The sequence below is a fragment of the Sphingomonas sp. Leaf25 genome (genome assembly GCF_001421635.1).
Classification (GTDB): Bacteria; Pseudomonadota; Alphaproteobacteria; order Sphingomonadales; family Sphingomonadaceae; genus Sphingomonas.
The window spans coordinates 532,123-551,989 of sequence record NZ_LMKU01000033.1 but is presented as its reverse complement, the minus strand read 5'-3'; the positions used below and the strand labels follow the sequence as shown (position 1 = coordinate 551,989).

20 protein-coding genes are annotated in these 19,867 nt (G+C 68.8%); 19 read left to right on the top strand and 1 reads right to left on the bottom strand.

Annotation, left to right across the window (positions count from 1 at the left end):
• The first annotated feature begins 147 nt into the window (after positions 1-147).
• The 3 genes from ASE78_RS17445 to ASE78_RS17435 are packed head-to-tail and all read left to right on the top strand — an operon-like array spanning position 148 to position 3,835.
• A complete protein-coding gene (locus ASE78_RS17445) occupies positions 148-1,026 on the top strand; it encodes a hypothetical protein (protein ID WP_056498857.1) in 879 nt (292 codons plus the stop codon).
• Complete coding sequence (gene flhA / locus ASE78_RS17440) at positions 1,026-3,113, top strand: flagellar biosynthesis protein FlhA (protein WP_200909729.1); 2,088 nt, start codon at positions 1,026-1,028, stop codon at positions 3,111-3,113. The genes ASE78_RS17445 and flhA overlap by 1 nt, the downstream gene beginning before the upstream one ends.
• Positions 3,110-3,835, top strand: coding sequence for a sigma-70 family RNA polymerase sigma factor (locus ASE78_RS17435; RefSeq protein WP_056498853.1), 726 nt, complete (start codon positions 3,110-3,112; stop codon positions 3,833-3,835). Before flhA ends, ASE78_RS17435 begins: the two co-directional genes overlap by 4 nt.
• Positions 3,836-4,846: 1,011 nt before the next feature.
• Here the strand turns inward: ASE78_RS17435 and ASE78_RS17430 are convergent.
• Positions 4,847-5,968: a flagellin gene (locus ASE78_RS17430; RefSeq protein ID WP_055758150.1), complete on the bottom strand. Its 1,122-nt coding sequence runs from the start codon at positions 5,966-5,968 to the stop codon at positions 4,847-4,849.
• 245 nt (positions 5,969-6,213) lie between these two features.
• Here ASE78_RS17430 and ASE78_RS17425 point away from each other — a divergent pair, with 245 nt between their 5' ends.
• From ASE78_RS17425 to flhB, 16 genes are all read left to right on the top strand, one after another.
• A complete protein-coding gene (locus tag ASE78_RS17425) occupies positions 6,214-7,473 on the top strand; it encodes a sigma 54-interacting transcriptional regulator (protein ID WP_055758147.1) in 1,260 nt (419 codons plus the stop codon).
• Positions 7,470-7,841: a flagellar hook-basal body complex protein FliE gene (gene fliE, locus ASE78_RS17420; RefSeq protein WP_055758144.1), complete on the top strand. Its 372-nt coding sequence runs from the start codon at positions 7,470-7,472 to the stop codon at positions 7,839-7,841. Before ASE78_RS17425 ends, fliE begins: the two co-directional genes overlap by 4 nt.
• 1 nt (position 7,842) lies before the next feature.
• On the top strand, positions 7,843-9,561 hold the full coding sequence (gene fliF / locus ASE78_RS17415) for a flagellar basal-body MS-ring/collar protein FliF (protein WP_056498850.1): 1,719 nt from the start codon (positions 7,843-7,845) through the stop codon (positions 9,559-9,561).
• Positions 9,558-10,565, top strand: coding sequence for a flagellar motor switch protein FliG (gene fliG, locus ASE78_RS17410; protein WP_055758138.1), 1,008 nt, complete (start codon positions 9,558-9,560; stop codon positions 10,563-10,565). Before fliF ends, fliG begins: the two co-directional genes overlap by 4 nt.
• 13 nt (positions 10,566-10,578) lie before the next feature.
• Entirely contained in the window at positions 10,579-11,316 is a 738-nt protein-coding gene (locus tag ASE78_RS17405) for a FliH/SctL family protein (RefSeq protein WP_156351549.1), read from the top strand.
• Entirely contained in the window at positions 11,310-12,641 is a 1,332-nt protein-coding gene (locus ASE78_RS17400) for a FliI/YscN family ATPase (RefSeq protein WP_055758135.1), read from the top strand. The genes ASE78_RS17405 and ASE78_RS17400 overlap by 7 nt, the downstream gene beginning before the upstream one ends.
• The gene (locus tag ASE78_RS17395; protein WP_056498844.1) at positions 12,631-13,059 is read left to right on the top strand and encodes a hypothetical protein; all 429 of its coding nucleotides are present in this window, start codon (positions 12,631-12,633) and stop codon (positions 13,057-13,059) included. The genes ASE78_RS17400 and ASE78_RS17395 overlap by 11 nt, the downstream gene beginning before the upstream one ends.
• A 31-nt stretch (positions 13,060-13,090) precedes the next feature.
• The gene (locus ASE78_RS17390) at positions 13,091-14,173 is read left to right on the top strand and encodes a flagellar hook-length control protein FliK (RefSeq protein ID WP_056498842.1); all 1,083 of its coding nucleotides are present in this window, start codon (positions 13,091-13,093) and stop codon (positions 14,171-14,173) included.
• Between the two features lie 12 nt (positions 14,174-14,185).
• Positions 14,186-14,836 (top strand): flagellar basal body-associated protein FliL, encoded by a 651-nt coding sequence (gene fliL / locus ASE78_RS17385; RefSeq protein WP_056498839.1) that lies wholly within the window; start codon positions 14,186-14,188, stop codon positions 14,834-14,836.
• A gap of 6 nt (positions 14,837-14,842) precedes the next feature.
• On the top strand, positions 14,843-15,802 hold the full coding sequence (locus ASE78_RS17380; RefSeq protein ID WP_055758124.1) for a flagellar motor switch protein FliM: 960 nt from the start codon (positions 14,843-14,845) through the stop codon (positions 15,800-15,802).
• Positions 15,799-16,095 carry a flagellar motor switch protein FliN gene (gene fliN / locus ASE78_RS17375; RefSeq protein WP_055758121.1) on the top strand — a complete coding sequence of 99 codons (297 nt, stop codon included), beginning with the start codon at positions 15,799-15,801 and terminating at the stop codon, positions 16,093-16,095. The genes ASE78_RS17380 and fliN overlap by 4 nt, the downstream gene beginning before the upstream one ends.
• Entirely contained in the window at positions 16,095-16,349 is a 255-nt protein-coding gene (locus tag ASE78_RS17370; protein WP_055758118.1) for a flagellar biosynthetic protein FliO, read from the top strand. The genes fliN and ASE78_RS17370 overlap by 1 nt, the downstream gene beginning before the upstream one ends.
• 119 nt (positions 16,350-16,468) lie before the next feature.
• Positions 16,469-17,305, top strand: coding sequence for a flagellar type III secretion system pore protein FliP (gene fliP / locus ASE78_RS17365; protein ID WP_235515137.1), 837 nt, complete (start codon positions 16,469-16,471; stop codon positions 17,303-17,305).
• A 1-nt stretch (position 17,306) separates the two neighbouring features.
• The gene (fliQ, locus tag ASE78_RS17360) at positions 17,307-17,576 is read left to right on the top strand and encodes a flagellar biosynthesis protein FliQ (protein WP_055758114.1); all 270 of its coding nucleotides are present in this window, start codon (positions 17,307-17,309) and stop codon (positions 17,574-17,576) included.
• Positions 17,577-17,927: 351 nt separating this feature from the next.
• Positions 17,928-18,701 (top strand): flagellar biosynthetic protein FliR, encoded by a 774-nt coding sequence (gene fliR, locus ASE78_RS17355; RefSeq protein ID WP_055758112.1) that lies wholly within the window; start codon positions 17,928-17,930, stop codon positions 18,699-18,701.
• Entirely contained in the window at positions 18,698-19,825 is a 1,128-nt protein-coding gene (gene flhB, locus ASE78_RS17350; protein WP_056498836.1) for a flagellar type III secretion system protein FlhB, read from the top strand. The genes fliR and flhB overlap by 4 nt, the downstream gene beginning before the upstream one ends.
• Positions 19,826-19,867 lie beyond the last annotated feature (42 nt).

The following is a 19,867-nucleotide window of genomic DNA, read 5'->3' as shown; positions in this document are numbered from 1 at the left end:
GCGAGGGAACGACAGCATCCGCCCCGAGCCTACCCACCCCCAGCCCCTCCCTTGTCAGGGAGGGGAGCGGTTTAATCCCGACAACCGTTGGAACTGGCACGCCCCTTGCTCTGCGTATCCCCGAACAGGGGAAGCAAAGTCGAGCCGATGAGCGTCGTTCCGCTACACAACCGAGCATCCGTCCAGAACGCCATCGCCAGCGCGAGCGCGCGGACCGGCGTGGACTTCCATTATCTGCTGGGGCAGGCGCAGGTCGAAAGCGGCCTGCGCGCCGATGCGCGGGCGGGCACGTCGTCGGCGACCGGCCTGTACCAGTTCGTCGAGCAGAGCTGGCTGGGCGTAGTGAAGGCGCATGGCGCCGAACATGGTCTCGGCTGGGCGGCGGACAGTATCCAACGCAGCGGCTCGGGGCGCTATTACGTCGCCGATGGCGCGACGCGACAGGCGATCCTGGGGCTTCGCAACGATCCGCAGGCCGCCTCGCTGATGGCCGCCGAACATGCCGCCGACAACAAGGCCGCGCTGGAAGGCACGTTCGGGCGTGAGGCGAGCGGCACCGACCTCTATATGGCGCATTTCCTCGGGCTGGGCGGCGCGCGGCAATTCCTTGCCGCCATGGCAGACAATCCCGGCCGGTCGGGCGCGGCGATGTTTCCCGCCGCCGCGCGCGCCAACCGCTCGATCTTCTTCGGCGAGGGCGGGCAGCCGCGCTCGCTCACCGACATCTACCAGCGCTTCGCCGCCAAGCTCGATCGCGGAACGGTGGCGGGCGGCGGTTCGGGCAACGCATCGGGGATGATGCAGCGCGCGGTGCAGTTGAACGGCTTCGACGGCGACGTGGTGCTGGGTAACGAGGCGCAGGGCAATGACGATGCGTGGCTGGCGACGACGCTCGCCAACCTGAACGTCGTGCGCGGCAAGCGCAGCACGATGAACGTGCCGCTCTCCGTCGCCTCGCTCTATCGCCCGACGCCGGATTCGGCGCGGCTGGCCTATTCGATCCTCGCCAATCTGGGAGTGTCATGATGCAGGCGGTGCTGAGCAACCCCCGCCTGCTGCTGCCGATGCTGCGCGGATCGGCGCTGCCCGGCGCGATCCTGCTGCTCGTGCTGCTGATGGTCGTGCCGATCCCGGCGTTCATGCTCGACATCTTCTTCGTCATGAACATCATGATCTCGATCGCGGTCCTGATGGTCGCGCTCAATGCGCAGAAGCCGCTCGACTTCTCCGCCTTCCCGACGGTGCTGCTGTTCGCCACGCTGTTCCGCCTCGGCCTCAACGTCGCGTCGACCCGCGTGGTGCTGGTCCACGGGCATGAGGGCGAGGCGGCGGCGGGCCATGTGATCGAGGCGTTCGGATCGTTCCTGATCGGCGGCGACTATGTCGTCGGGCTGTTCGTCTTTTCGATCCTCATCATCATCAACATGATCGTCGTGACCAAGGGCGCGGGGCGCGTGTCCGAAGTGTCGGCGCGCTTCACCCTCGACGCGCTGCCCGGCAAGCAGATGGCGATCGACGCCGATCTGAACGCCGGGCTCATCACCCCCGACGAAGCCCGCGCCAAGCGGATCGAGACCGGCGCCGAAGCCGATTTCTACGGCGCGATGGACGGTTCGTCGAAGTTCGTGAAGGGCGACGCGGTCGCCGGCCTGCTGATCCTTGCGATCAATATCGTCGGCGGGCTGATCCTCGGCGTGGTCAGCCACCAGATGGCGGTGGGTCAGGCGGCGCAGACCTATGTGCTGCTGGCGATCGGCGACGCGCTGGTCGCGCAGGTGCCCTCGCTGCTGCTGTCGATCGCCGCCGCCGCGATCGTCACCCGCGTCGCCTCCACTTCCGACCAGGATCTGGCCGGACAGATCGCGACGCAGTTCGCCTCGCACCGCACTTGGGCGCCGGTCGCCGGCATCCTCGGGCTGCTGGCGATGCTGCCGGGGATGCCGTTCCTCGTCCTCGCCCCCGCCGCCGGCATCGCCGGCTATGGCTCGTGGCGATTGAGCCGCGCCAAGGCCGCCCCCCCGCCCCCGCCGCCGGTGCCCGAAGCGGTCGACCTGTCGCGGATCGGCTGGGACGAAGTGGCCGACACCTGCAACATCATGCTCGACGTCGGCTATGGCCTCGTGCCGCTGGTCGACGAGCGCAAGGGTGCGCCGCTGATGGGGCGGATCACCGGGGTGCGCCGGCAATTGTCGAAGGATCTGGGCTTCGTGGTGCCGCAGGTGCGGGTGCGCGACGACATCAACCTCGCCCCCTATACCTATCGCATCATCATCGGCGGGGTCGTGGTGGGCGAGGACGTCGCGTCGGCGACCGAGATGCTGGCGCTCGACACCGGACAGGCGGTCGGCATGCTCGACGGCAAGCTCGCCAAGGACCCGACCTTCGGATTGGACGCGGTGTGGATCCAGCCGGGTGACGCCGATGCGGCGACCGGTGCCGGATACCTCGTCGTCGATCCGAGCACGGTGATCGCCACCCACCTCAATCATATCCTGACGACCAATGCCGCCGACCTGCTGGGGCCGGACGAGGCGCAGTCGCTGCTCGACGGGTTGAAGGAACGCGCCGCCAGCCTCGTCGCCGCGATCTGCCCGCAGCCGCTGACGCTGACCACGCTGACGCAGGTGCTGCGCGCGCTCTTGGCGGAGAACATCCCGCTCAAGGAGTTCCGCCGGATCGCCTCGGCGATCGCGGTCGTCGCGCAGCGGACGCAGGATGCCGACGAGATCGTCGAGCTGATCCGGCCGCAACTGGGCGCGCTCATCATCCAGAAGCTGTGCAGCGTGCGCGAGCCGCTGCGGGTGATGACGCTCGACGGGCATCTGGAGGCGCTGCTGGGACAGGCGATGCGCGCCGATCCGTCGCGCCGCCATGCGATCGAGCCCGATCTCGGCCGGCGCATCGTCGACGCGCTGACCCATGCCGCGCAGCCGCTGATGGCCGAGGCCAAGCCGTTCGCGCTGGTCGTCCAGCCATCGATCCGGCTGGCGATCCGCAAACTCGTCAAGACCTGCCTGCCCGATACCCCGGTGATGAGCTTCTTCGAGGTTCCCGAGGACAAGGCCGTCGAAGTCGTCGCCGTGATCGGCGCACCGGAGGCACTCGCCGCATGACGCAGCTTCAGCCCGCCCCTGCACTCTATACCCGCACCCAGCGGGCGAGCGGTGACACCGACGCGATCGTCCGCCGCCACCTGCCGCTGGTCCGCCGGATCGCGTGGCACGTCCATGGCCATATGAGCAGCATGGTCGATGTCGAAGATCTGGTGCAGATCGGCCTCGTCGCGCTGGTCGAGGCGGTGCCGATGTTCGAGGACCGCGGCCAGGTGACGTTCGAGCAATATCTGTCCACGCGGCTGCGCGGGGCGATGATCGACGAGCTGCGCCGGCAGGCGACGATCAGCCGGGGCGCGATGCAGCGCCGGCGGCAGTATCAAAAAGCGGTGACGGGCCTCACCACCGAACTGGGCCGGGCACCGGTGCCGGCCGAGATCGCGACGCGGCTGGGCGTGCCGCTGGCCAAGCTCCGGCAGGACTATGCCGACATCCAGTCGCTGCATTTCGATTCGATCGACGACGTCTATACCGACGAAGGGCCGTGGTTCATGGACGAGGGCCCCGATGCGTTCGAGGCGCTGGCCGAGGGCGAGTTGCGTACCCGGCTGATCGCGGCGATCAGCGCGCTGCCCGAGCGCGAGGCGCAGGTGGTGCAGCTTTATTACGTCGAGGAACTGAACCTCGAGGAAATCGGGCAGGTGCTGGGCGTCGGCGCGGCGCGGGTGTGCCAGATCAAGAAGAGTGCGCATGACCGGTTGAAGAAGGCGATGTCGCGCTAGCGCCTCGCGAGGCGTAGCGAAGCTACGTCGAGCTACCGGAGGCGCGGCCGGCCGGCGGCGCTTTAAGCGCCGTCCGACGACACGGGCTTTGCCCGTGGCGGGCCATGGGTCCGATCGACCTTCGAGTGGAACGCCGACAATCTTGCTTCCCAGTAGGAAGGTTGCGCTCCACAACCGGCCGACCCACCCCCGCCCCCTCCCTTCCAGGGAGGGGAGGAACTGAACCACTGCCGGGCAGGAGCCGCGACGTCAGCGTGTATGGATTCCGGCCTTCGCCGGAATGACGATGGTGGGTGGTACGGGCGGTTCGCCCTCGGTCGCCCGCGTCCGATCGACATTCGGCGCTCCGCAGCGCACCAACCGGCATTTCGGATCGAACGCGCTATCCGCTTCGTCACCCCCGGACTTGTTCCGGGGTCCACCTAGCCACACACGCTACCGCACAAGGCTCGGGCGACACCGATTGCCGAACCGTGGCCCCCGGAACAAGTTCGGGGTGACGATACGGAGCGGAATGTCGCGTCCGCAGTGCCACCCAATTCCCCCCAAAGTTGACAAAGTTTACACTAACGACGCGCCGGGCAAGGCGTAGCGCAGCTACGCCGAGCCGCACGAGGCGCGGCCGGCCGGCGGCGCTGACAGCGCCGTCCGACGACACGGGCTTTGCCCGTGGCGGGACATCGAGTCCGTCGGAACCGCTCCCGGTCAGGAACCGCAGCGTCGGCGTATATGGATTCCGGCCTTCGCCGGAATGACGATGGTGGGGGGTACGGACGGTTCGCCATACGACGCTCGCCGCCCGCGGGCTGCGAGCGAGCAGCACGGATCGCGGTGCGGAGCGGCGGCGGAGCGGCATCCGCCCGGCCTAGTATAAGGCGTACCCTGTAGGACAGCGCACGCGCGAAACCCCCGGGGGCGCATGGGCCACCGGGGGTTCGCGGTTCGCAGCCTTGGTCCGGTCCCGCCGCCTGTCGAGCAGGGGGGAGACGTCGGGACCGGACAGCGTGGGGCTTAGCCGAGCAGCTTGAGCACGCCCTGCTGCGACTGGTTCGCCTGGCTGAGCATCGCGGTCGAGGCCTGGGCGAGAATCTGCGACTTGGCGAGCTGCGTCGTTTCGGTCGAGAAGTCGGCGTCCTCGATGCGGCTGCGCGCGTCGGTGAGGTTCGTCATGTTCTGCGTCAGGTTGTTGACCGCCGAGCTGAGGCGGTTCTGCGTGGCGCCGAGCGACGCGCGCAGGCCGTTCACGTCCTTCAGCGCATTGTCGACGTTGGTCAGCGTGGTCGCCGACGCGGTCGCCGCCGATGCGTCGGCCGACTTCTGCGCGGTCGACACCACGATGTTGGCCGATGCCAGCATCGCCTTGGTGCCTGCCTTCAGCGCGGCGTCGGTCGCCGAGGGATCGCCGTCGACGACCTTCTGCGCGTCGTCGACAGCGGTCTGCTGCGCGGCGGTGTTGGTGCCCTTGGCGGTCGAGATGGCGAGCGATGCCTTGGCGTCGTTCAGCGACTGCAGGCTGGCGTCGTAGTTGGTCTGCGCCGAAACCTGCTCGGTCTTGGCGGTCTTGAGCGCCGTGGCGGTCACGGTCGAACCGGCGACGTTCAGGCCGTCGGCGGTCAGCTTCGTGGCGTCGAGCGACTTGATCTTGATGTCGACCGTGTTGTCCGAGGTCGCGCCGACCTGGATCGTCAGCGACTTGCTGTTGGCATCCTGGCCGGTCTTGTCGAACAGCTTCACGCCGTTGAATTCGGTGCGGTCGAGCACGTCGTTGATCTGTGCGGTCAGCGCCGAGACTTCGGTCTGGATCGTGGCGCGGTCGTCGGTGCTGTAGGTGCCCGACTTGGCCTGCACGCCCAGTTCGCGAACGCGCTGCAGCATGTTCGACACTTCGTTCAGCGCGCCGTCGGCGGTCTGCGCGAGCGAGATGCCGTCGTTGGCGTTGCGGACGGCCTGGTTCATGCCGCGGATCTGCGAGGTCATCGACGACGAGATCGCCATGCCGGCGGCGTCGTCCTTGGCCGAGTTGATGCGCTTGCCGGTCGACAGGCGCTCCATGGAACTCTTCAGCGCTTCGTTCGCCTGGGTGTTGGCGTTGGCGGCGCGCAGCGAGCCGATGTTGGTACCGATAACACTCATGGTAATGTTCTCCAGTCTGTCTTCGGCGACCCCGCATCCCCCCTGAAAAGCGTTCGGGAACGAAGCTGCCACAGGGAGTAACGGCGGCCCGGCGGCGGATTTAAGCGAAAAAATGCGGGCTTTTCCGGCGGCTCGCGCGCGCGCGAGTACGTACGCGGAGTACAGAGCCGAATCGGGAGTCATTTTACCGGGTGTTAACCAGACTCGCGGCAAAGGATTGTCATCCAGTGGGGAACCATTCGCCGATGCGCTCGATCTATCCATCCGCCGCCGTGCTCGCTTCCAAGTTCACGCTCGTCTCGTCGCTGCGTGCGCAGGGCTTCGCGCTGGCGAATGCCGGGCAGAAACCGGGACCGGGCGATGTGTTCGTGGTGATGGACGGCGAAGTGCCGCCGATCGCGGCGCGCACGCTGATCCTCGCCGACGGCCCCTGCCGCGCGGTGCCGTTCGCCGACGGGCGTCCGGCGCGGCTCACCTACACCAACGGCGATGCCGAGTTGGCGCATGCCTTTGCCGCCGCCCTGCTGCGCGGCCGGCACGAGGCGGTGGCGGCGGACCCGGAAAGCCTCGCGCTCTATGCGCTCGCCCGCCGGGTCGCGACCGCCGACATCACCGTGCTGGTGAACGGCCCGACCGGCACCGGCAAGGAAGTGCTGGCGCGCACGATCCATGCCGAGAGCAACCGGTCGGACGGTCCGTTCATCGCGATCAATTGCGCCGCCCTGCCCGAATCGATGCTGGAGGCGATGCTGTTCGGCCATGTGAAGGGCGCGTTCACCGGGGCGGCGGCGGCGGGCGAAGGCTTCTTCCGCGCGGCGAACGGCGGCACGCTGCTGCTCGACGAGATCGCCGAGCTGCCCCTCTCCCTCCAGGCCAAGCTGCTGCGGGTGTTGCAGGAGCGCGAAGTGGTGCCGATCGGCGCGACGCAGGCCGAGGCGATCGACGTGCGCGTCGTCGCCTGCGCCAACCGCGATTTGCAGGAAGAGGTCGCGGCCGGGCGGTTCCGCGCCGATCTTTATTACCGGCTGAGCGTCTTTCCGCTCACCACCCGCCCGCTGAGCGAGCGGCCCGACGATGTGGCGGCACTGGCCGCCGCGATGATCGCGCGCCATGCCGGGCACCGGGGCGAGCTGCCATGGGTCAGCGACGATGCGCTCGCCGCACTCGTCCGCCACGACTGGCCGGGCAATGCCCGCGAGCTGGAGAATGTGATCCAGCGCGCGCTGCTGCTGGGCGTGGGCGAGGCGATCGAGGCGCGCGACATCATCTTCGACCGGCCCGCCGGATCGGCGCGCGGCGCGATCGAGACGAAGGCGGGGACGCTGGGCAACATCGTGCAGATCCACGAATTCGCCGCGATCCGCCGGACGCTGGAGGAATGCGGCGGCAGCCGGATCGAAACGGCAAAGCGGCTGGGCATTTCCGAGCGCACGCTGCGCTACCGGCTGGCGAAGGCGCGCGAGGCCGGTGAGCCGATCGCCCGTGCGATGGCGGTGTCGGCATGAGCGGGATCGGCGGTGTCGGCGGTGCGATGAGCATCGACCGGGTGATGCAGCTTCGCGCGCAGATCCTCGAACGCAACCAGGCGCTGTCGCGCGCCAATGCCAGCATCGCGCCGCAGCCGATGCCGGCGGTGGCCGAACCGGTCCGCCCGGCGAGCTTCACCGACACCTTCACGCAGGCGCTGAAAGGGGTGAACACCCAGCAGAACCGCGCGAGCGAGCTGTCGGCGATGTACGAGCGCGGCGAGACGGTCGACATCGCCAAGGTGATGATGGCGCGCCAGCAGGCATCGGTCGGCTTCGAGGCGACGCTGCAGGTCAGGAACAAACTCTTGTCCGCCTACAAGGACATCATGAGCATGCCGGTCTGATATGGAAAACGCGATCACTCCCGCCGCGCCTGGCGGCACCCCGGCCGCGCCCGGCCGCTTCGCCAATCCGGTGGGGCAGTTGGGTGGCCTGCTGAAGCAGCCGGCGGTCAAACGCAGCCTGCCGATGATCTTCATGATCGGCCTGATCCTGTCGGCGGCGATCGCGTGGATGGCGCTGGCCACCCCGCCGCAGCGGGTGCTGTTCCCGCAACTGCCCGACAGCGACAAGCAGGCGGTGGTCGATGCGCTGAGCGCGGCGAACATCGAGAACCATGTCGACGATTCGGGCGGCGTGACCGTAGCCGAGGACGATTACCACCGCGCGCGCATTCTGCTCGCCGGACAGGATCTGCCGAAGGCCGCACCGGGCGGCTATGCGATCCTCGACCAGTTGCCGATGGGCGTCAGCCGCGCGGTCGAGGGCGAGCGGTTGCGGCAGGCGCGCGAAACCGAACTGGCCAAGTCGATCGGCGAGATCGATTCGGTGTCCGACGCGCGCGTCCATCTGGCCATGCCCGAATCGAGCGTATTCGTACGCGACAATGCGCAGCCGTCCGCCTCGGTCATCGTCCGGCTGGAGCCAGGACGCAGCCTCACCCAGTCGCAGGTCCGCTCGATCGTCAACCTCGTCGCCTCCTCGGTGCCGGGGATGAAGGCGGATCAGGTGACGATCATCGACCAGATGGGCGCGCTCCTCTCCAAGCCCGGCGACGGCAGCGGCAATGATTCGCTGACCGACGCGCGGATCGATTACCAGCGCCGCGTCGAGGACAAGTATCGCGCGCAGTTGACGACGCTGCTCACCCCGCTGCTGGGTGCGAACAATTTCTCGGCCGAGATTCAGGCCGATGTCGATCTGGACGAGAGTCAGGCGACGCGCGAAAGCTATGACAAGCAGGGCGTGGTGCGCGCCGAACAGGGCAACTGGCAGGGCAACAGCCCGGAGGCGGCGACGCCCGGCGGCATCCCCGGTGCGCTGAGCAACACGCCGCCCGCCGCATCGACGCTGAGCGCGGCGACGCCGGGTCCGGCGGGGGCCACGGTCCAGCCGGGCACTGCGCCGGGCGCGACCGCCCCGGTCAAGACCGCCGAGAATTTCAGCCGCGCCTATGACACCGGCAAGGAAGTGTCGGTGACGCGGGCGGCGCCGGGCGGCATCCGCCGCCTGTCGGTCGCGGTGCTGCTGCGCGAGGCGGAGGGCGGCAAGCCGCGTTCGGCGGCCGAGGTACAGCAGATCAACGATCTGGTGAAGGCGGCGGTCGGCTATAACGCGCAGCGTCAGGACACCGTCACCGTCATCAGCCGCAAATTCTCCCCCGACGTCGTCGAGATGGCGGCGCGGCCGTGGTACGACGCGGGATGGGTGCCGATGGCGGCGCGCAACGGCACCGCGCTGCTGATCGCGCTGCTGGTGCTGTTCCTCGGCGTGCGGCCGATGGCCAAGGCGCTGCTCAAGAAGCGCGAGGCGCCCGCCGACTCGGGGATGCCGATGGGCGGCGCGCTGCCCGCGCCCGATGCCGTGACGCTCGACGAGAATGGCGAGCCGCTGGCCGGAGCCGCCCCCGGCGCGCCGCCGCGCGAGGCGGTGAGCATCGAGATGCTGGAGAGCGCGCGCAGCTACGACGACCGCGTCGGGCTGGTGCGGGGCTTCACCCGCGACAATCCCGCCCGTGCCGCGCTGGCGGTGCGGGACATGATCCAGTCGGATGCCAAGCAATGAACGCGCCCACCCGAATCTATTCCGGCGTCGAACGTGCCGCCGTCCTGATGATGCTGGTCGGCGAGGAGGAAGCCGCCGCGATCCTCCAGAAGCTGGAGCCCGAGGAGGTCCGCCAGCTCGGCAAGGCGATGTTCGCGGTGGCCGACGTCAGCGAACATGAAGTGACGCTGGTGCTCGACGATTTCGTCGACCGCGCGCGCGAGCGCACCGCGGTGGGCTTCGACCCGCGCCCGCATATCGAGACGGTGATGACCCGTGCGCTGGGGCCGGACAAGGCCGAGAGCGTGCTGGCGCGGATCATCCCGGCCGAAGCGGCGTGCGCGATCGACCTGCTCGACTGGCTGGATGCGGGCGAGATCGCGGGGCTTATCAAGGACGAGCATCCGCAGATCGTCGCCGTGCTGCTCGCCAACCTCGACTCCGGCATCGCCGCGCAGGTGCTGGAAAGCATGCCCGAGGCGATCCAGCCGCAGATCCTGCACCGGATCGCGCGGCTGGGGCCGATCACGCCCGAGGCGATCGAGACGCTGAAATCGATGCTGTCGCGGCGGATGGGCGCGCGCCAGTCGTCGGCCGGGCTGCAACTGGGCGGGACCAAGGACGCGGCGCGCATCCTGTCGTCGGGCCGCAAAGCGACCGAGACGCGGGTCATGCCCAAGATCGCCAAGATCGACCGCGACGTGGCCAAGGCGATCGAGGAAGCGCTGTTCGTCTTCGACAACCTGCTGGAGATGGACAACAAGAACCTCGGCGTGCTGATCCGCAACGTCGACAGCGACATGCTGGTGCGGGCGCTGAAGGGCGTCGACGAGAGCATCCGCGAACGCTTCCTCGGCTGCATGTCGGCGCGCGCCGCCGACGGCATCCGCGACGAGATGGAAGCGCGCGGGCCGATGAAGCTGTCCGAGGTGCTCGACGCGCAGAAGGGCGTCATCACCGTCGCCCGGCAACTGGCGAAGGACGGCACGATCATGATGGGCGGAGGCGAGGACGATTATGTTTGAAGGTGCCGTGCCGATGTCCCCCGCCCCCAGCGCCGATTTCGTCGCAGGGTTCGCCAGCCGCCATGTCGCCGCCGCCGACATCCTGGCGCGCGCGTTCGGCGCGCCCGGCCCGTTCGCGGCGACCGGGGTGGTGCCGGCCCCGCCGCGCGGCTTCGCCGGCGCGGCCCCCGATGCCACCCCGAAGCATTTCCACCCGGCCGATCCCGACAGCAAGGCGACCGAGGGCTGGGACCCGTTCGACACGGTGGTCGAGGCGCCGGTGGTCGATGTGGTCGCCGAGGCGCATGCGGCGGGGTTCGCCGAGGGACAGGCGGCGGGCGATGCCGCCGCGCGGATCGACATGGCGCGCGATCAGGCGCTGCTGGTCCATCTGGCCGACGCGCTGGGCAAGGCGACGCACATCGACCGCGACGCGATGGCCGAACGGCTGCGGCTGACGGTCATGACGCTGGTACGCCAGATCGTCGGTGAGATCGGCGTGTCGGCCAATCACCTGGGCGACCGGATCGACGCCGCCGCCGACCTGCTGGCGGACGGGGCGGAGTCGGCGATCCTGCGGATGCACGCCGCCGATATACCGCTGGTCGAGGGCAAGCTGCCCAAGGCGGTGTTCCCGGTCGCCGATCCGAGTGTCGAGCGCGGCGGCTTCATCCTCGAATCCGCGTCGACCGTGGTCGAGGACGGACCGTCGCTGTGGCTCGACCAGTTGGGCGTGGCGATCGACCGTGTGCCGGTCCCCACCGCATGCTGAATCATTTCGCCGAGGATTATCTGGGGGCGCTGGCCCCCACCGGCTATCGCCCGCAGGCGCGGGTCGCCGGGCGGCTGGCGTCGTACGACGGATTGCTGATGGAGGCGGTCGGGCTGTCGCTGCCGGTCGGCACCGTATGTCAGGTCGCGACCGGTGACGGCGGCCATATCGAGGCGGAGGCGATCGGTTTTCGCAACGGGCGCACGCTGATGATGAACTTGGGCGGCCCCGCCCCGCTCCTTCCCGGCGCACTGGTGCGGCCGGGCGGTGCTCCGGGCGAGGCGGAGATCGGCGACGCGCTGCTCGGCCGGGTGGTCGATGGCGCGGGCAAGCCGATCGACGGCAAGGGACCGATCCGGGGGGCGGGCCGCTGGCCGCTGGGCGGCAAGCTGCAATCGCCGCTCGACCGGGGGCGTGTGCTCGAACCGATGGATGTCGGCGTCCGCGCGATCAACGGGCTGCTGACGATCGGTCAGGGGCAGCGTGTCGGCATCATGGCCGGATCGGGCGTCGGCAAATCGGTGCTGCTCGGCATGATGGTGCGCGCGGCGAAGGCCGATGTCGTCGTCGTCGGGCTGATCGGCGAGCGCAGCCGCGAAGTGTCCGACTTCCTCGAAACCAAGTTGAAGGGCGATGCCCGCCAGCGATCGGTGGTGGTGGCGGTGCCTGCCAACCATTCGCCGGTGCTGCGCATCCGCGGCGCACTGCGCGCGACCGCGATCGCCGAAGGATTTCGCGAGCAGGGCAAGAAGGTGCTGCTCATCATCGATTCGCTGACCCGCGTGGCGCATGCCGGCCGCGAGATCGGCCTCGCGCTCGGCGAACCGGCTTCCGCACGAGGGTATCCGCCTTCGGCTATCGCGATGCTGCCGGGGCTGATCGAGCGCGCGGGAACGTGCGTGCGCAGCGGTGGATCGATTACCGCCATCTATACCGTGCTGGCCGATGGCGACGACAACAGCGATCCGGTGGTCGATTCGGCGCGATCGATCCTCGACGGGCATATCGTGCTCAGCCGGCAGATGGCCGAGCGCGGCGTCTATCCGGCGATCGACCTCGGCCCCTCGGTCAGCCGGGTGATGACCGACATCGCCGACAAGCCGCATCTGGCCGCCGCGCGGGTGCTGCGGCGGCATCTGGCGACGTTCGAGGAGAACCGCGATCTGGTGCTGATGGGGGCGTATCGCACCGGCACCGACGCGGCGATCGACCATGCCATCGCGGCGCAGCCGGCGGTGATGGAATATATCCGCCAGGACGCCGATGAGATCGTGTCGCTGCCCGATGCGGTTGCCGAGCTGACCGGCGTGTTCGGTGACGGATAAATCCAAGCGCCTCGCGCGCGTGCTGCGCGTCCGCACGCTGCAACTGGGGCTGACCCAGGCCGACGAGGCGCGCGCCGCCGCGCGCGTGGCGGACGAGGCGGCGATGCGCGACCGCATTCTCAGTCTGGCGCAGGCGATCGCGCCGGTGACGACCCCGGTGGCCAGCGCGTCGAGCCTCGGCGCGGCGGCGCATTATCGCGAACGGCTGCATGTGTCGGCGCAACTGGCCGAACGGCGGGTCGCGCAGGCCGACGTCGGGCTGGAACAAGCGCGCTCCGCCACGCTGGAGGCAAGGCGCGACCAGAGCGCGGTCGAAAAGCTGATCGCGCGCGCCGATGCGGCAAGCGCGCTGAAGGAAATGCGCGCGCTGGAAAATGCGCCGCCGGTGCGCAAGCCAAACCGGCACGATCCTTGCTGATGGGTCCGTCGAACTCTCGACGGACCAGCGCATGCAGCCACTTTCCCCTCTCGAACGATCGATCGCCCCGCCGGGCCGGCCTGCACGGCGCGATGCCGGCGAGGACGCCTTTGCCGCGCTGCTCGCCGGGGTCAGCGAAGCGGCCGGCGACGACGTGCGGCAGCCCGCTGCCCCGCCGGGCGGCAAACGCTTGCCGGAAGGAGCGCCCGATCCGGCGTTGCTGCTGGCCGGGCTGATCCCGCCGCCGATGGTGCCGGTGGCGCCGCCGATGGTGCAGACGCCGCCCGCCGCCGTGGCCGGCACCGCGCCGGTGCCGCCATCGCCGCCCGGGATCGCGCCGCCGCCTGCTGTGCCCGGCGTATCGCCGGTGGCGGAGACGATCGACGGCCTGCCGCTGGCACCGCCGCCGGCCGAGGGCGCGCCGCCGCCGGCAATGGCGGAGGGCAAGGCGTTGCCGGCCGCTGCGTCCGACCTGCCGGTGGCCCCACGCCACCGGATGGCCGGGGAAGCCAGTGCGCCGGTGGTGACGATCGCCCCCCCTGCCCCGCCGGTTCCCGTACAGGTCGCCCATGCCGCGCCCGCGCTGCTGGCCGACACGCTGCCGGAGGAACGCGATTCCGCCACGCCGCGCGATGGCGACGTGGCGATGCCGTGGAGCATCGCCGGCATGGCCGAGGCGGTGCCGCGCCCGATCGCCGCGCCCGCCGCCGCCGATGACGCGCGGCTGGACCTGCGCGACGATCGCTGGATGCAGGGGATGATCGACCATATCGAGACGTTGCAGGGCGAACAGGCCGGGACTGGCGAGACGCGCATCCGCCTGTCGCCCGATGCGCTGGGCACCGTCGAGATCGTGCTGAGCCACGGCGAGGACGGCGTGGCCGTCCGCTTCGCCAGCGACACCGCCGATGCCGGGCGGCTGCTGGCCGATGCCCAGCCGCGCCTTGCCGAAATGGCGGCGCAGCGCGGGTTGAAGCTGGGCGGCATGCAGGTGGACGTCGGATCGCGGCAGGGCGACCCCCGCCACGATCCGCCCCCTGCCCCGCGCCGGCCGCAACCGTTCTCGGGCGCGCAGACGCCCGACCCCGTTACCGACGACCTTCGTATCGCCTGAGGAAACTGAACCATGAGTGACAAGGACAAGCCGGCCGACGCGCCGGTCAAGAAGAAGGGCAAGATGGGCAAGATGCTCGTCTTGGGGGTTGGCGTGCTGGTGCTGCTGGGCGGCGGCGTGGGGGCGGGCCTCTATGCCAGTTCGGCCGGGCTGATCGGCGGCGGCGGCCACAAGGAAGCGGCCGATCCCGATACCCCCAAGCTGGTGCCCAAGTCCGAAGAGGTTAAGGCCGGTGCCGAATCGGGCGGCGAATCGGGCGGCGGCGAAGGCGGCGAGTCGGGCGGCGGCAACGAAACCGTCGCCGAGGGCGGCAAGCCGACGCCCGAGGGCGAAGGCGGCGATCGCTATGCGTCGAGCTATTACGCGATGGAAAAGGAGTTCACCGCGAACCTGGCCGACAGCGTCCATTTCGCGCAGATCGGCGTCGCCATCTCGACACCCTATGACCATAAGGTGCTGGATAACCTCAAGACTCACGAGATTGCGGTGCGATCGGCGGTGCTGATGGCGCTGGGCGAGACGACCGAGGATCAGGTGTTCACCGCCGATGGCAAGAAGCAACTGGCGCTGCGGCTGAAGAAGGCGATCAACGACACGCTGGTGCAAAAGGAGGGATTTGGCGGGATCGGTAACGTCTACTTTACCAATTTCGTTGTTCAGTGAACGGGCATGGTTAACACGCCCGCAACCCCCGCCCCCGCCGACCGGCGCGAGAAGGCCCGACGCACTGCCACGGCGACGCATGTCGCGACGCTGGGGGCGACGAACCTCAACCCGTTCGGCGACCTGCATGCCTTCGAGCATCTGTCGACGCGCATGGCGCGATCGATGCGGCAGGTGTTCGAACCGCTGCTGCGCCGCGCCGTGCGAAGCTGGGCCGAACCGGTCGAGGTCGACCGGTTCGCGGGGTTCTGCGCGGGGCGCAAGGGGACGGGGCTGACGGCGTGGGTGCCGCTGACGCTGTCGAGCGGGGGCAGCCCGGCGATCCTGGTGATCGACGGCGCGTTCCTGCTCGAAACGCTCGACCTGTTCTTCGGCGGGTTCGGCGACGTGCCCAATCCGTTGCCGAGCGAATTCTCGCCCGCCGCCGAGGCGATGCTGCGCCGCCTCGCCCGGGCGATCGCGCAGCCGCTGTCGGAAGCATGGGGGCCGCTGGCCGGCATCGCGTTCGAGGCGGGCAACCCGGAAGCCAATCCGGCGATGCTCAGCGCGATCGACGGCGAGGACGCGGTGGTCGCGACCCGCTTCGGCATCGCCGCGCACGAGGGCCGCCCGACCTTCATCGACATTCTCTATCCCGTCGCCGCGCTCAAGCCGCACGCGCCGCAACTCACCACCAAGGTTCACGGCAAGACCGCGACCCCCGATCCGCGCTGGCGATCGGGCCTGACCCGCGCGGTCATGACCGTGAAGCTGCCGGTGCGATCGGTGCTGGCCGAACCGGTCGTGTCGCTGGGCGTGCTGCTGGAGCTGAAGGAAGGCGACGTCATCCCGATCAGCTTCGGCCCCGAAGTGCCGGTGTGGGTCGCCAACCAGCGGCTGGGCACCGGCACGGTCGGCACCGCCAACGGGCAGGCCGCGATCAAGCTCATCTCCATCGACCCCGGTTTCGAAGAGGATTTCCAATGAACGACATGACCGGCGGCTTCCCCGCCGAGGCGTCGCTCGCCGCCAATTTCAAGCTGCTGCAGGACGTCGACGTGCGGCTGACCGTCGAGATCGGTTCGACCCACCTGACGCTGCGCGAACTGTTGGCGCTGGGCGAATCGAGCGTGATCGAGCTGGACCGCGCCGCCAACGAACTGCTCGACGTGTTCGTCAACGGCACGCTGATCGGCCGGGGCGAGGTGGTGACGGTGGGCGACCGCTTCGGCGTGCGCATGACCGAACTGGTCAGCCCCGACAAGCGGGTCCAGCGCTGATGATGTGGTCGTACATCCTCAAGCTGGTCGTGCTGCTGCCGCTGGTGTGCGGCCTGATGATCGGCTGCCTGTATCTCTGGCGTCGGCTGGAAGCGCGGATGCCGGGCAACCAGGGCGAGCGGCTGGTGAAGGTGCGCGAGACGATGATGGTGTCGACCGGCACCAAGATCGCCGTGCTGGAATTTCAGGGCCGCCAGTTGCTGGTGTCGGTCAGCCGTAGCGGCGTGACGTTGCTGGATGGGGGCAACAAGTGAACACGCTGCGTTTGCCGTTTGCCCGGCTCCGGCCCGCTCCCCCACCCGGCCATCCACAGCGTACCCTTGATGGGTGGCCGGGTGGGGGAGCGGGCCGGAGCGGCCTGCCTCACAAAAACGTGGTGAAGGTCCGCCGCCCCACGCGGGCGCTGCCGCAATGGCGGCTGGAGCTGGTGCTGGCGGCCATCGGCCTGTTGCTGATGCTGTTCCTCGCGGTGCCGGCGTTCGCGCAAGCGGTGCCGGCGGCCCCTGCCCCGGTCGCCGCGCCGGGTGCCGCCGACGCGCTCGACCGGGCGCTCGGGCAGTTGGGCGGGGCCAACGACGCGCCGATGGCGCTGTCGTTGCAGGTCCTGATCCTGATGGGGCTGTTGTCGGTCCTGCCCGGCATCCTCCTCATGATGACCAGCTTTACCCGGATCATCATCGTGCTGTCGGTGCTGCGTCAGGCTTTGGGGTTGCAGCAGACGCCGCCCAACCAAGTGCTGATCGGCCTGTCGCTGTTCCTGTCGTTCTTCGTGATGGCCCCGGTCTTCACCCAGATCAACGACAGCGCGCTGAAACCCTATGCCGCCGGGCAGATGACCTCGACCCAGATGATCGAGACCGCCGGGCGTCCCTTGCACGCCTTCATGCTCAAGCAGACGCGGACCAAGGACGTGACGATGTTTGCCGACATGGCGAAGTCCGGGCCGATCGCGACGCCCGCCGACACGCCGTTTTCGATCCTGCTGCCCGCCTTCGTCACCTCCGAACTCAAGACCGCGTTCCAGATCGCGTTCCTGATCTTCCTGCCGTTCATCGTCATCGATCTGGTGGTCGCGACCGTGCTCATGTCGCTCGGCATGATGATGTTGTCGCCGACGATCATCTCGCTGCCGTTCAAGCTGCTGCTGTTCGTGCTGGTCGATGGCTGGGCGCTGACGATGGGCAGCCTTGCCGCAAGCTTCGTGAGGTAACATGGACGCAGGCTATTTCATGACCGTCGCGCGCGAGGCGATGTGGGTGCTGGCGCTGGTCGCCGCGCCCATCCTGATCCCGGCGCTGCTGAGCGGCCTCATCCTCGGCATGATCCAGGCGGCGACGTCGATCAACGAACAGACGCTGTCGTTCGTGCCCAAGCTGGCGGTGGTCGGCATCAGCCTTGCGGTGTTCGGGGGCATGATCCTCGGGCTGCTGGGCGATTTCACCACCAGCATCTTCGAGCGGATCCCGGAACTGGTCCGGTGAATTTTCTTTCGTCCTCTCTCCCCGTCACGCCGGCGGAAGCCGGAGTCCATGGATGGGGGGACGGCTGCGCTTCCTCGATGACACCCGACACAATGGATTCCGGCCTTCGCCGGAATGACGGAGTCGACATTCAGCTAAGGGTTCGACTCCTCCCCTCCCTGGAAGGGANNGGGTCGGCCCGTTGGCGGGCGTGACCTTCCCTCGCATGCCAACCCACCCCCAACCCCTCCCTTCCAGGGAGGGGAGCAATTTTGCTAGCTGTTCGACTGAACGTCGATCGGCCCTCGCGGTCGCGATCGTGGCACTGGGTCCCCGCCTTCGCGGGGATACGGCAGCGGGACAGGGCCGGCCATGCTAGGCCTCGGCCTCGCGGTCGAGCCGCAGCTTTGGGCGTTGCTGTTCACCATGGTGCGGGTCGGCGCGGCGTTCGTCGTGGCGCCGGTGTTCGGCGCGGTGGCGATGCCGGTGCAGGTGCGCGTGCTGCTGTCGGGGGCGATCGCGGTGCTGGTGCTGCATGCGCAGAGCTTCGCCATTCCGACCGAGATATTTTCGTTCACGACCTTCCTCGGCATCGCCGCCGAGGCGCTGGTCGGGTTGGCGCTGGGCTTCGTGCTCCAGATCGCGTTCGCCGCACCGCTGATCGCGTCGGAAGTGATCGGCATTTCGATGGGCATCGGTTTCGCCGCGATGGTGAACCCGCAGAGCGGCGCGCCGACGCCCGCGCTCGGCACCTTCCTGTCGGTGCTGCTGACCTTGCTGTTCCTGTCGCTCGACGGGCATCTGATCCTCGTCGACCTGATCGTGCGGTCCTATGAGATATTGCCGCCGGGCGCGGCGTGGCTGTCGGCGGGCAAGCTTCAGAACATCGCGATGTTCGGCGGCTATGCGTTTCTCGCCGGGTTGCTGCTGGCGTTGCCGGTCGGCTTCCTGCTGCTGTGCCTCAACCTCGTCGTCGGCATGTTGTCGCGCTCGGCCCCGGCACTCAACCTGTTCGCGGTGGGCCTGCCCGCCAGCCTGTTCGTCGGGGTCGTCGCGCTGTTCGTCGCGATGCCGGCGATGGGCGATTACATGCTGGTGATCGTGCGCGAGTCGCTCGACGCTACCAAAACGCTGGTGTTGGGATGAGCGAGGACAAAACCGAAAGCCCAACCCAGAAGCGCCTCGACAAGGCGCGTGACGACGGTGACATCCTCAAGTCCAAGGAACTGGGCACCGCGCTGGTCATCCTTGCCGGGTGCGGCTGGCTGGCGACGTTCGGGCCGTCGCTGGTGGCGGCGTGCAAGGCGGTGATGACCGCCAGCTTCACCTTCGGCCGCGGTGACATCGAGGATTTCCAGCCGTGGCGGCCCCTCATCGAAGCGGGCTGGAAGCTCGCCCCTTCGCTCGGCGCGATCCTGGCGTTCGCGGTGGTGGCGGGGATCGCCGCGCAGGCGGGGCTGACCGGCATCCGCTTCGATGGCAAGGCGATGGCGCCCAAGGGATCGCGGATCAACCCCGCCTCGGGCCTGAAACGTATCTTCGGGCCGCAGGGGTGGATCGAGCTCGGCAAGTCGCTGCTGAAGGTCATGCTGCTCGGGTCGATCGGCTATGTCATGCTCAAATCGGCGTCGCACAGTTCGCTGGGGCTGGTGTCGTCGAACGTCGAACAGGCGGTCGGCGATCTGGGCGGCACGTTCCTGACCTTGCTGTTCGTGATGGCCGGCGGGCTGGTGCTGATCGCCGGGCTGGACGTGCCGCTGGCGCTGTTCCAGCGGATGAACCGGCTGCGCATGACCAAGCAGGAGGTGCGCGACGAGCATAAGGAGAGCGAGGGCGATCCGCATGTGAAGGGCCAGATCCGCCAGCGCCGCCACCAGATATTGAAGGGCGGTTTCCGCAAGGCGGTGGGCGAGGCGCATGTCGTGCTGACCAACCCGACCCATTTCGCGGTCGCGCTGCGGTATGACCGGGGACGCGATTCGGTGCCAGTGGTGGTCGCGCGGGGACGTGGCGCGACCGCGCTGGCCATCCGCGAACTGGCCGGCGAGGCGAAGGTCCCGGTGCTGGAATATCCGCAGCTTGCCCGCGCGGTCTATTATACCAGTCAGGACGGGCAGGAGGTGCGCGACGATCTGTACCTCGCCATCGCCACCGTGCTGGCGTTCGTGTTCGGGGTGAACGTGCAGGCCGGCGGCATCCAGCCGCCGATCGACGTGCCCGCCGCCGCGCGGTTCGACGAAAACGGCAATCTCGCCGGCGCATCCGCGTGAGCGGGCCGGCACCGCACAGGAAACCCGGGTTTCCGAACGGAA

What these genes read in the sequence shown, in the direction of transcription:
- ASE78_RS17430 (WP_055758150.1), bottom strand. Translation starts at nt 5,968, where the DNA reads ATGAGTGTTATCGGTACCAACATCGGCTCGCTGCGCGCCGCCAACGCC.
- ASE78_RS17425 (WP_055758147.1), top strand. Translation starts at nt 6,214, where the DNA reads ATGCGCTCGATCTATCCATCCGCCGCCGTGCTCGCTTCCAAGTTCACG.
- fliR (WP_055758112.1), top strand. Translation starts at nt 17,928, where the DNA reads ATGCTAGGCCTCGGCCTCGCGGTCGAGCCGCAGCTTTGGGCGTTGCTG.
- fliQ (WP_055758114.1), top strand. Translation starts at nt 17,307, where the DNA reads ATGGACGCAGGCTATTTCATGACCGTCGCGCGCGAGGCGATGTGGGTG.
- ASE78_RS17445 (WP_056498857.1), top strand. Translation starts at nt 148, where the DNA reads ATGAGCGTCGTTCCGCTACACAACCGAGCATCCGTCCAGAACGCCATC.
- fliF (WP_056498850.1), top strand. Translation starts at nt 7,843, where the DNA reads ATGGAAAACGCGATCACTCCCGCCGCGCCTGGCGGCACCCCGGCCGCG.
- flhB (WP_056498836.1), top strand. Translation starts at nt 18,698, where the DNA reads ATGAGCGAGGACAAAACCGAAAGCCCAACCCAGAAGCGCCTCGACAAG.
- flhA (WP_200909729.1), top strand. Translation starts at nt 1,026, where the DNA reads ATGCAGGCGGTGCTGAGCAACCCCCGCCTGCTGCTGCCGATGCTGCGC.
- fliN (WP_055758121.1), top strand. Translation starts at nt 15,799, where the DNA reads ATGAACGACATGACCGGCGGCTTCCCCGCCGAGGCGTCGCTCGCCGCC.
- ASE78_RS17400 (WP_055758135.1), top strand. Translation starts at nt 11,310, where the DNA reads ATGCTGAATCATTTCGCCGAGGATTATCTGGGGGCGCTGGCCCCCACC.
- ASE78_RS17370 (WP_055758118.1), top strand. Translation starts at nt 16,095, where the DNA reads ATGATGTGGTCGTACATCCTCAAGCTGGTCGTGCTGCTGCCGCTGGTG.
- ASE78_RS17380 (WP_055758124.1), top strand. Translation starts at nt 14,843, where the DNA reads ATGGTTAACACGCCCGCAACCCCCGCCCCCGCCGACCGGCGCGAGAAG.
- ASE78_RS17405 (WP_156351549.1), top strand. Translation starts at nt 10,579, where the DNA reads ATGTCCCCCGCCCCCAGCGCCGATTTCGTCGCAGGGTTCGCCAGCCGC.
- fliG (WP_055758138.1), top strand. Translation starts at nt 9,558, where the DNA reads ATGAACGCGCCCACCCGAATCTATTCCGGCGTCGAACGTGCCGCCGTC.
- ASE78_RS17435 (WP_056498853.1), top strand. Translation starts at nt 3,110, where the DNA reads ATGACGCAGCTTCAGCCCGCCCCTGCACTCTATACCCGCACCCAGCGG.
- fliE (WP_055758144.1), top strand. Translation starts at nt 7,470, where the DNA reads ATGAGCGGGATCGGCGGTGTCGGCGGTGCGATGAGCATCGACCGGGTG.
- fliL (WP_056498839.1), top strand. Translation starts at nt 14,186, where the DNA reads ATGAGTGACAAGGACAAGCCGGCCGACGCGCCGGTCAAGAAGAAGGGC.
- ASE78_RS17390 (WP_056498842.1), top strand. Translation starts at nt 13,091, where the DNA reads ATGCAGCCACTTTCCCCTCTCGAACGATCGATCGCCCCGCCGGGCCGG.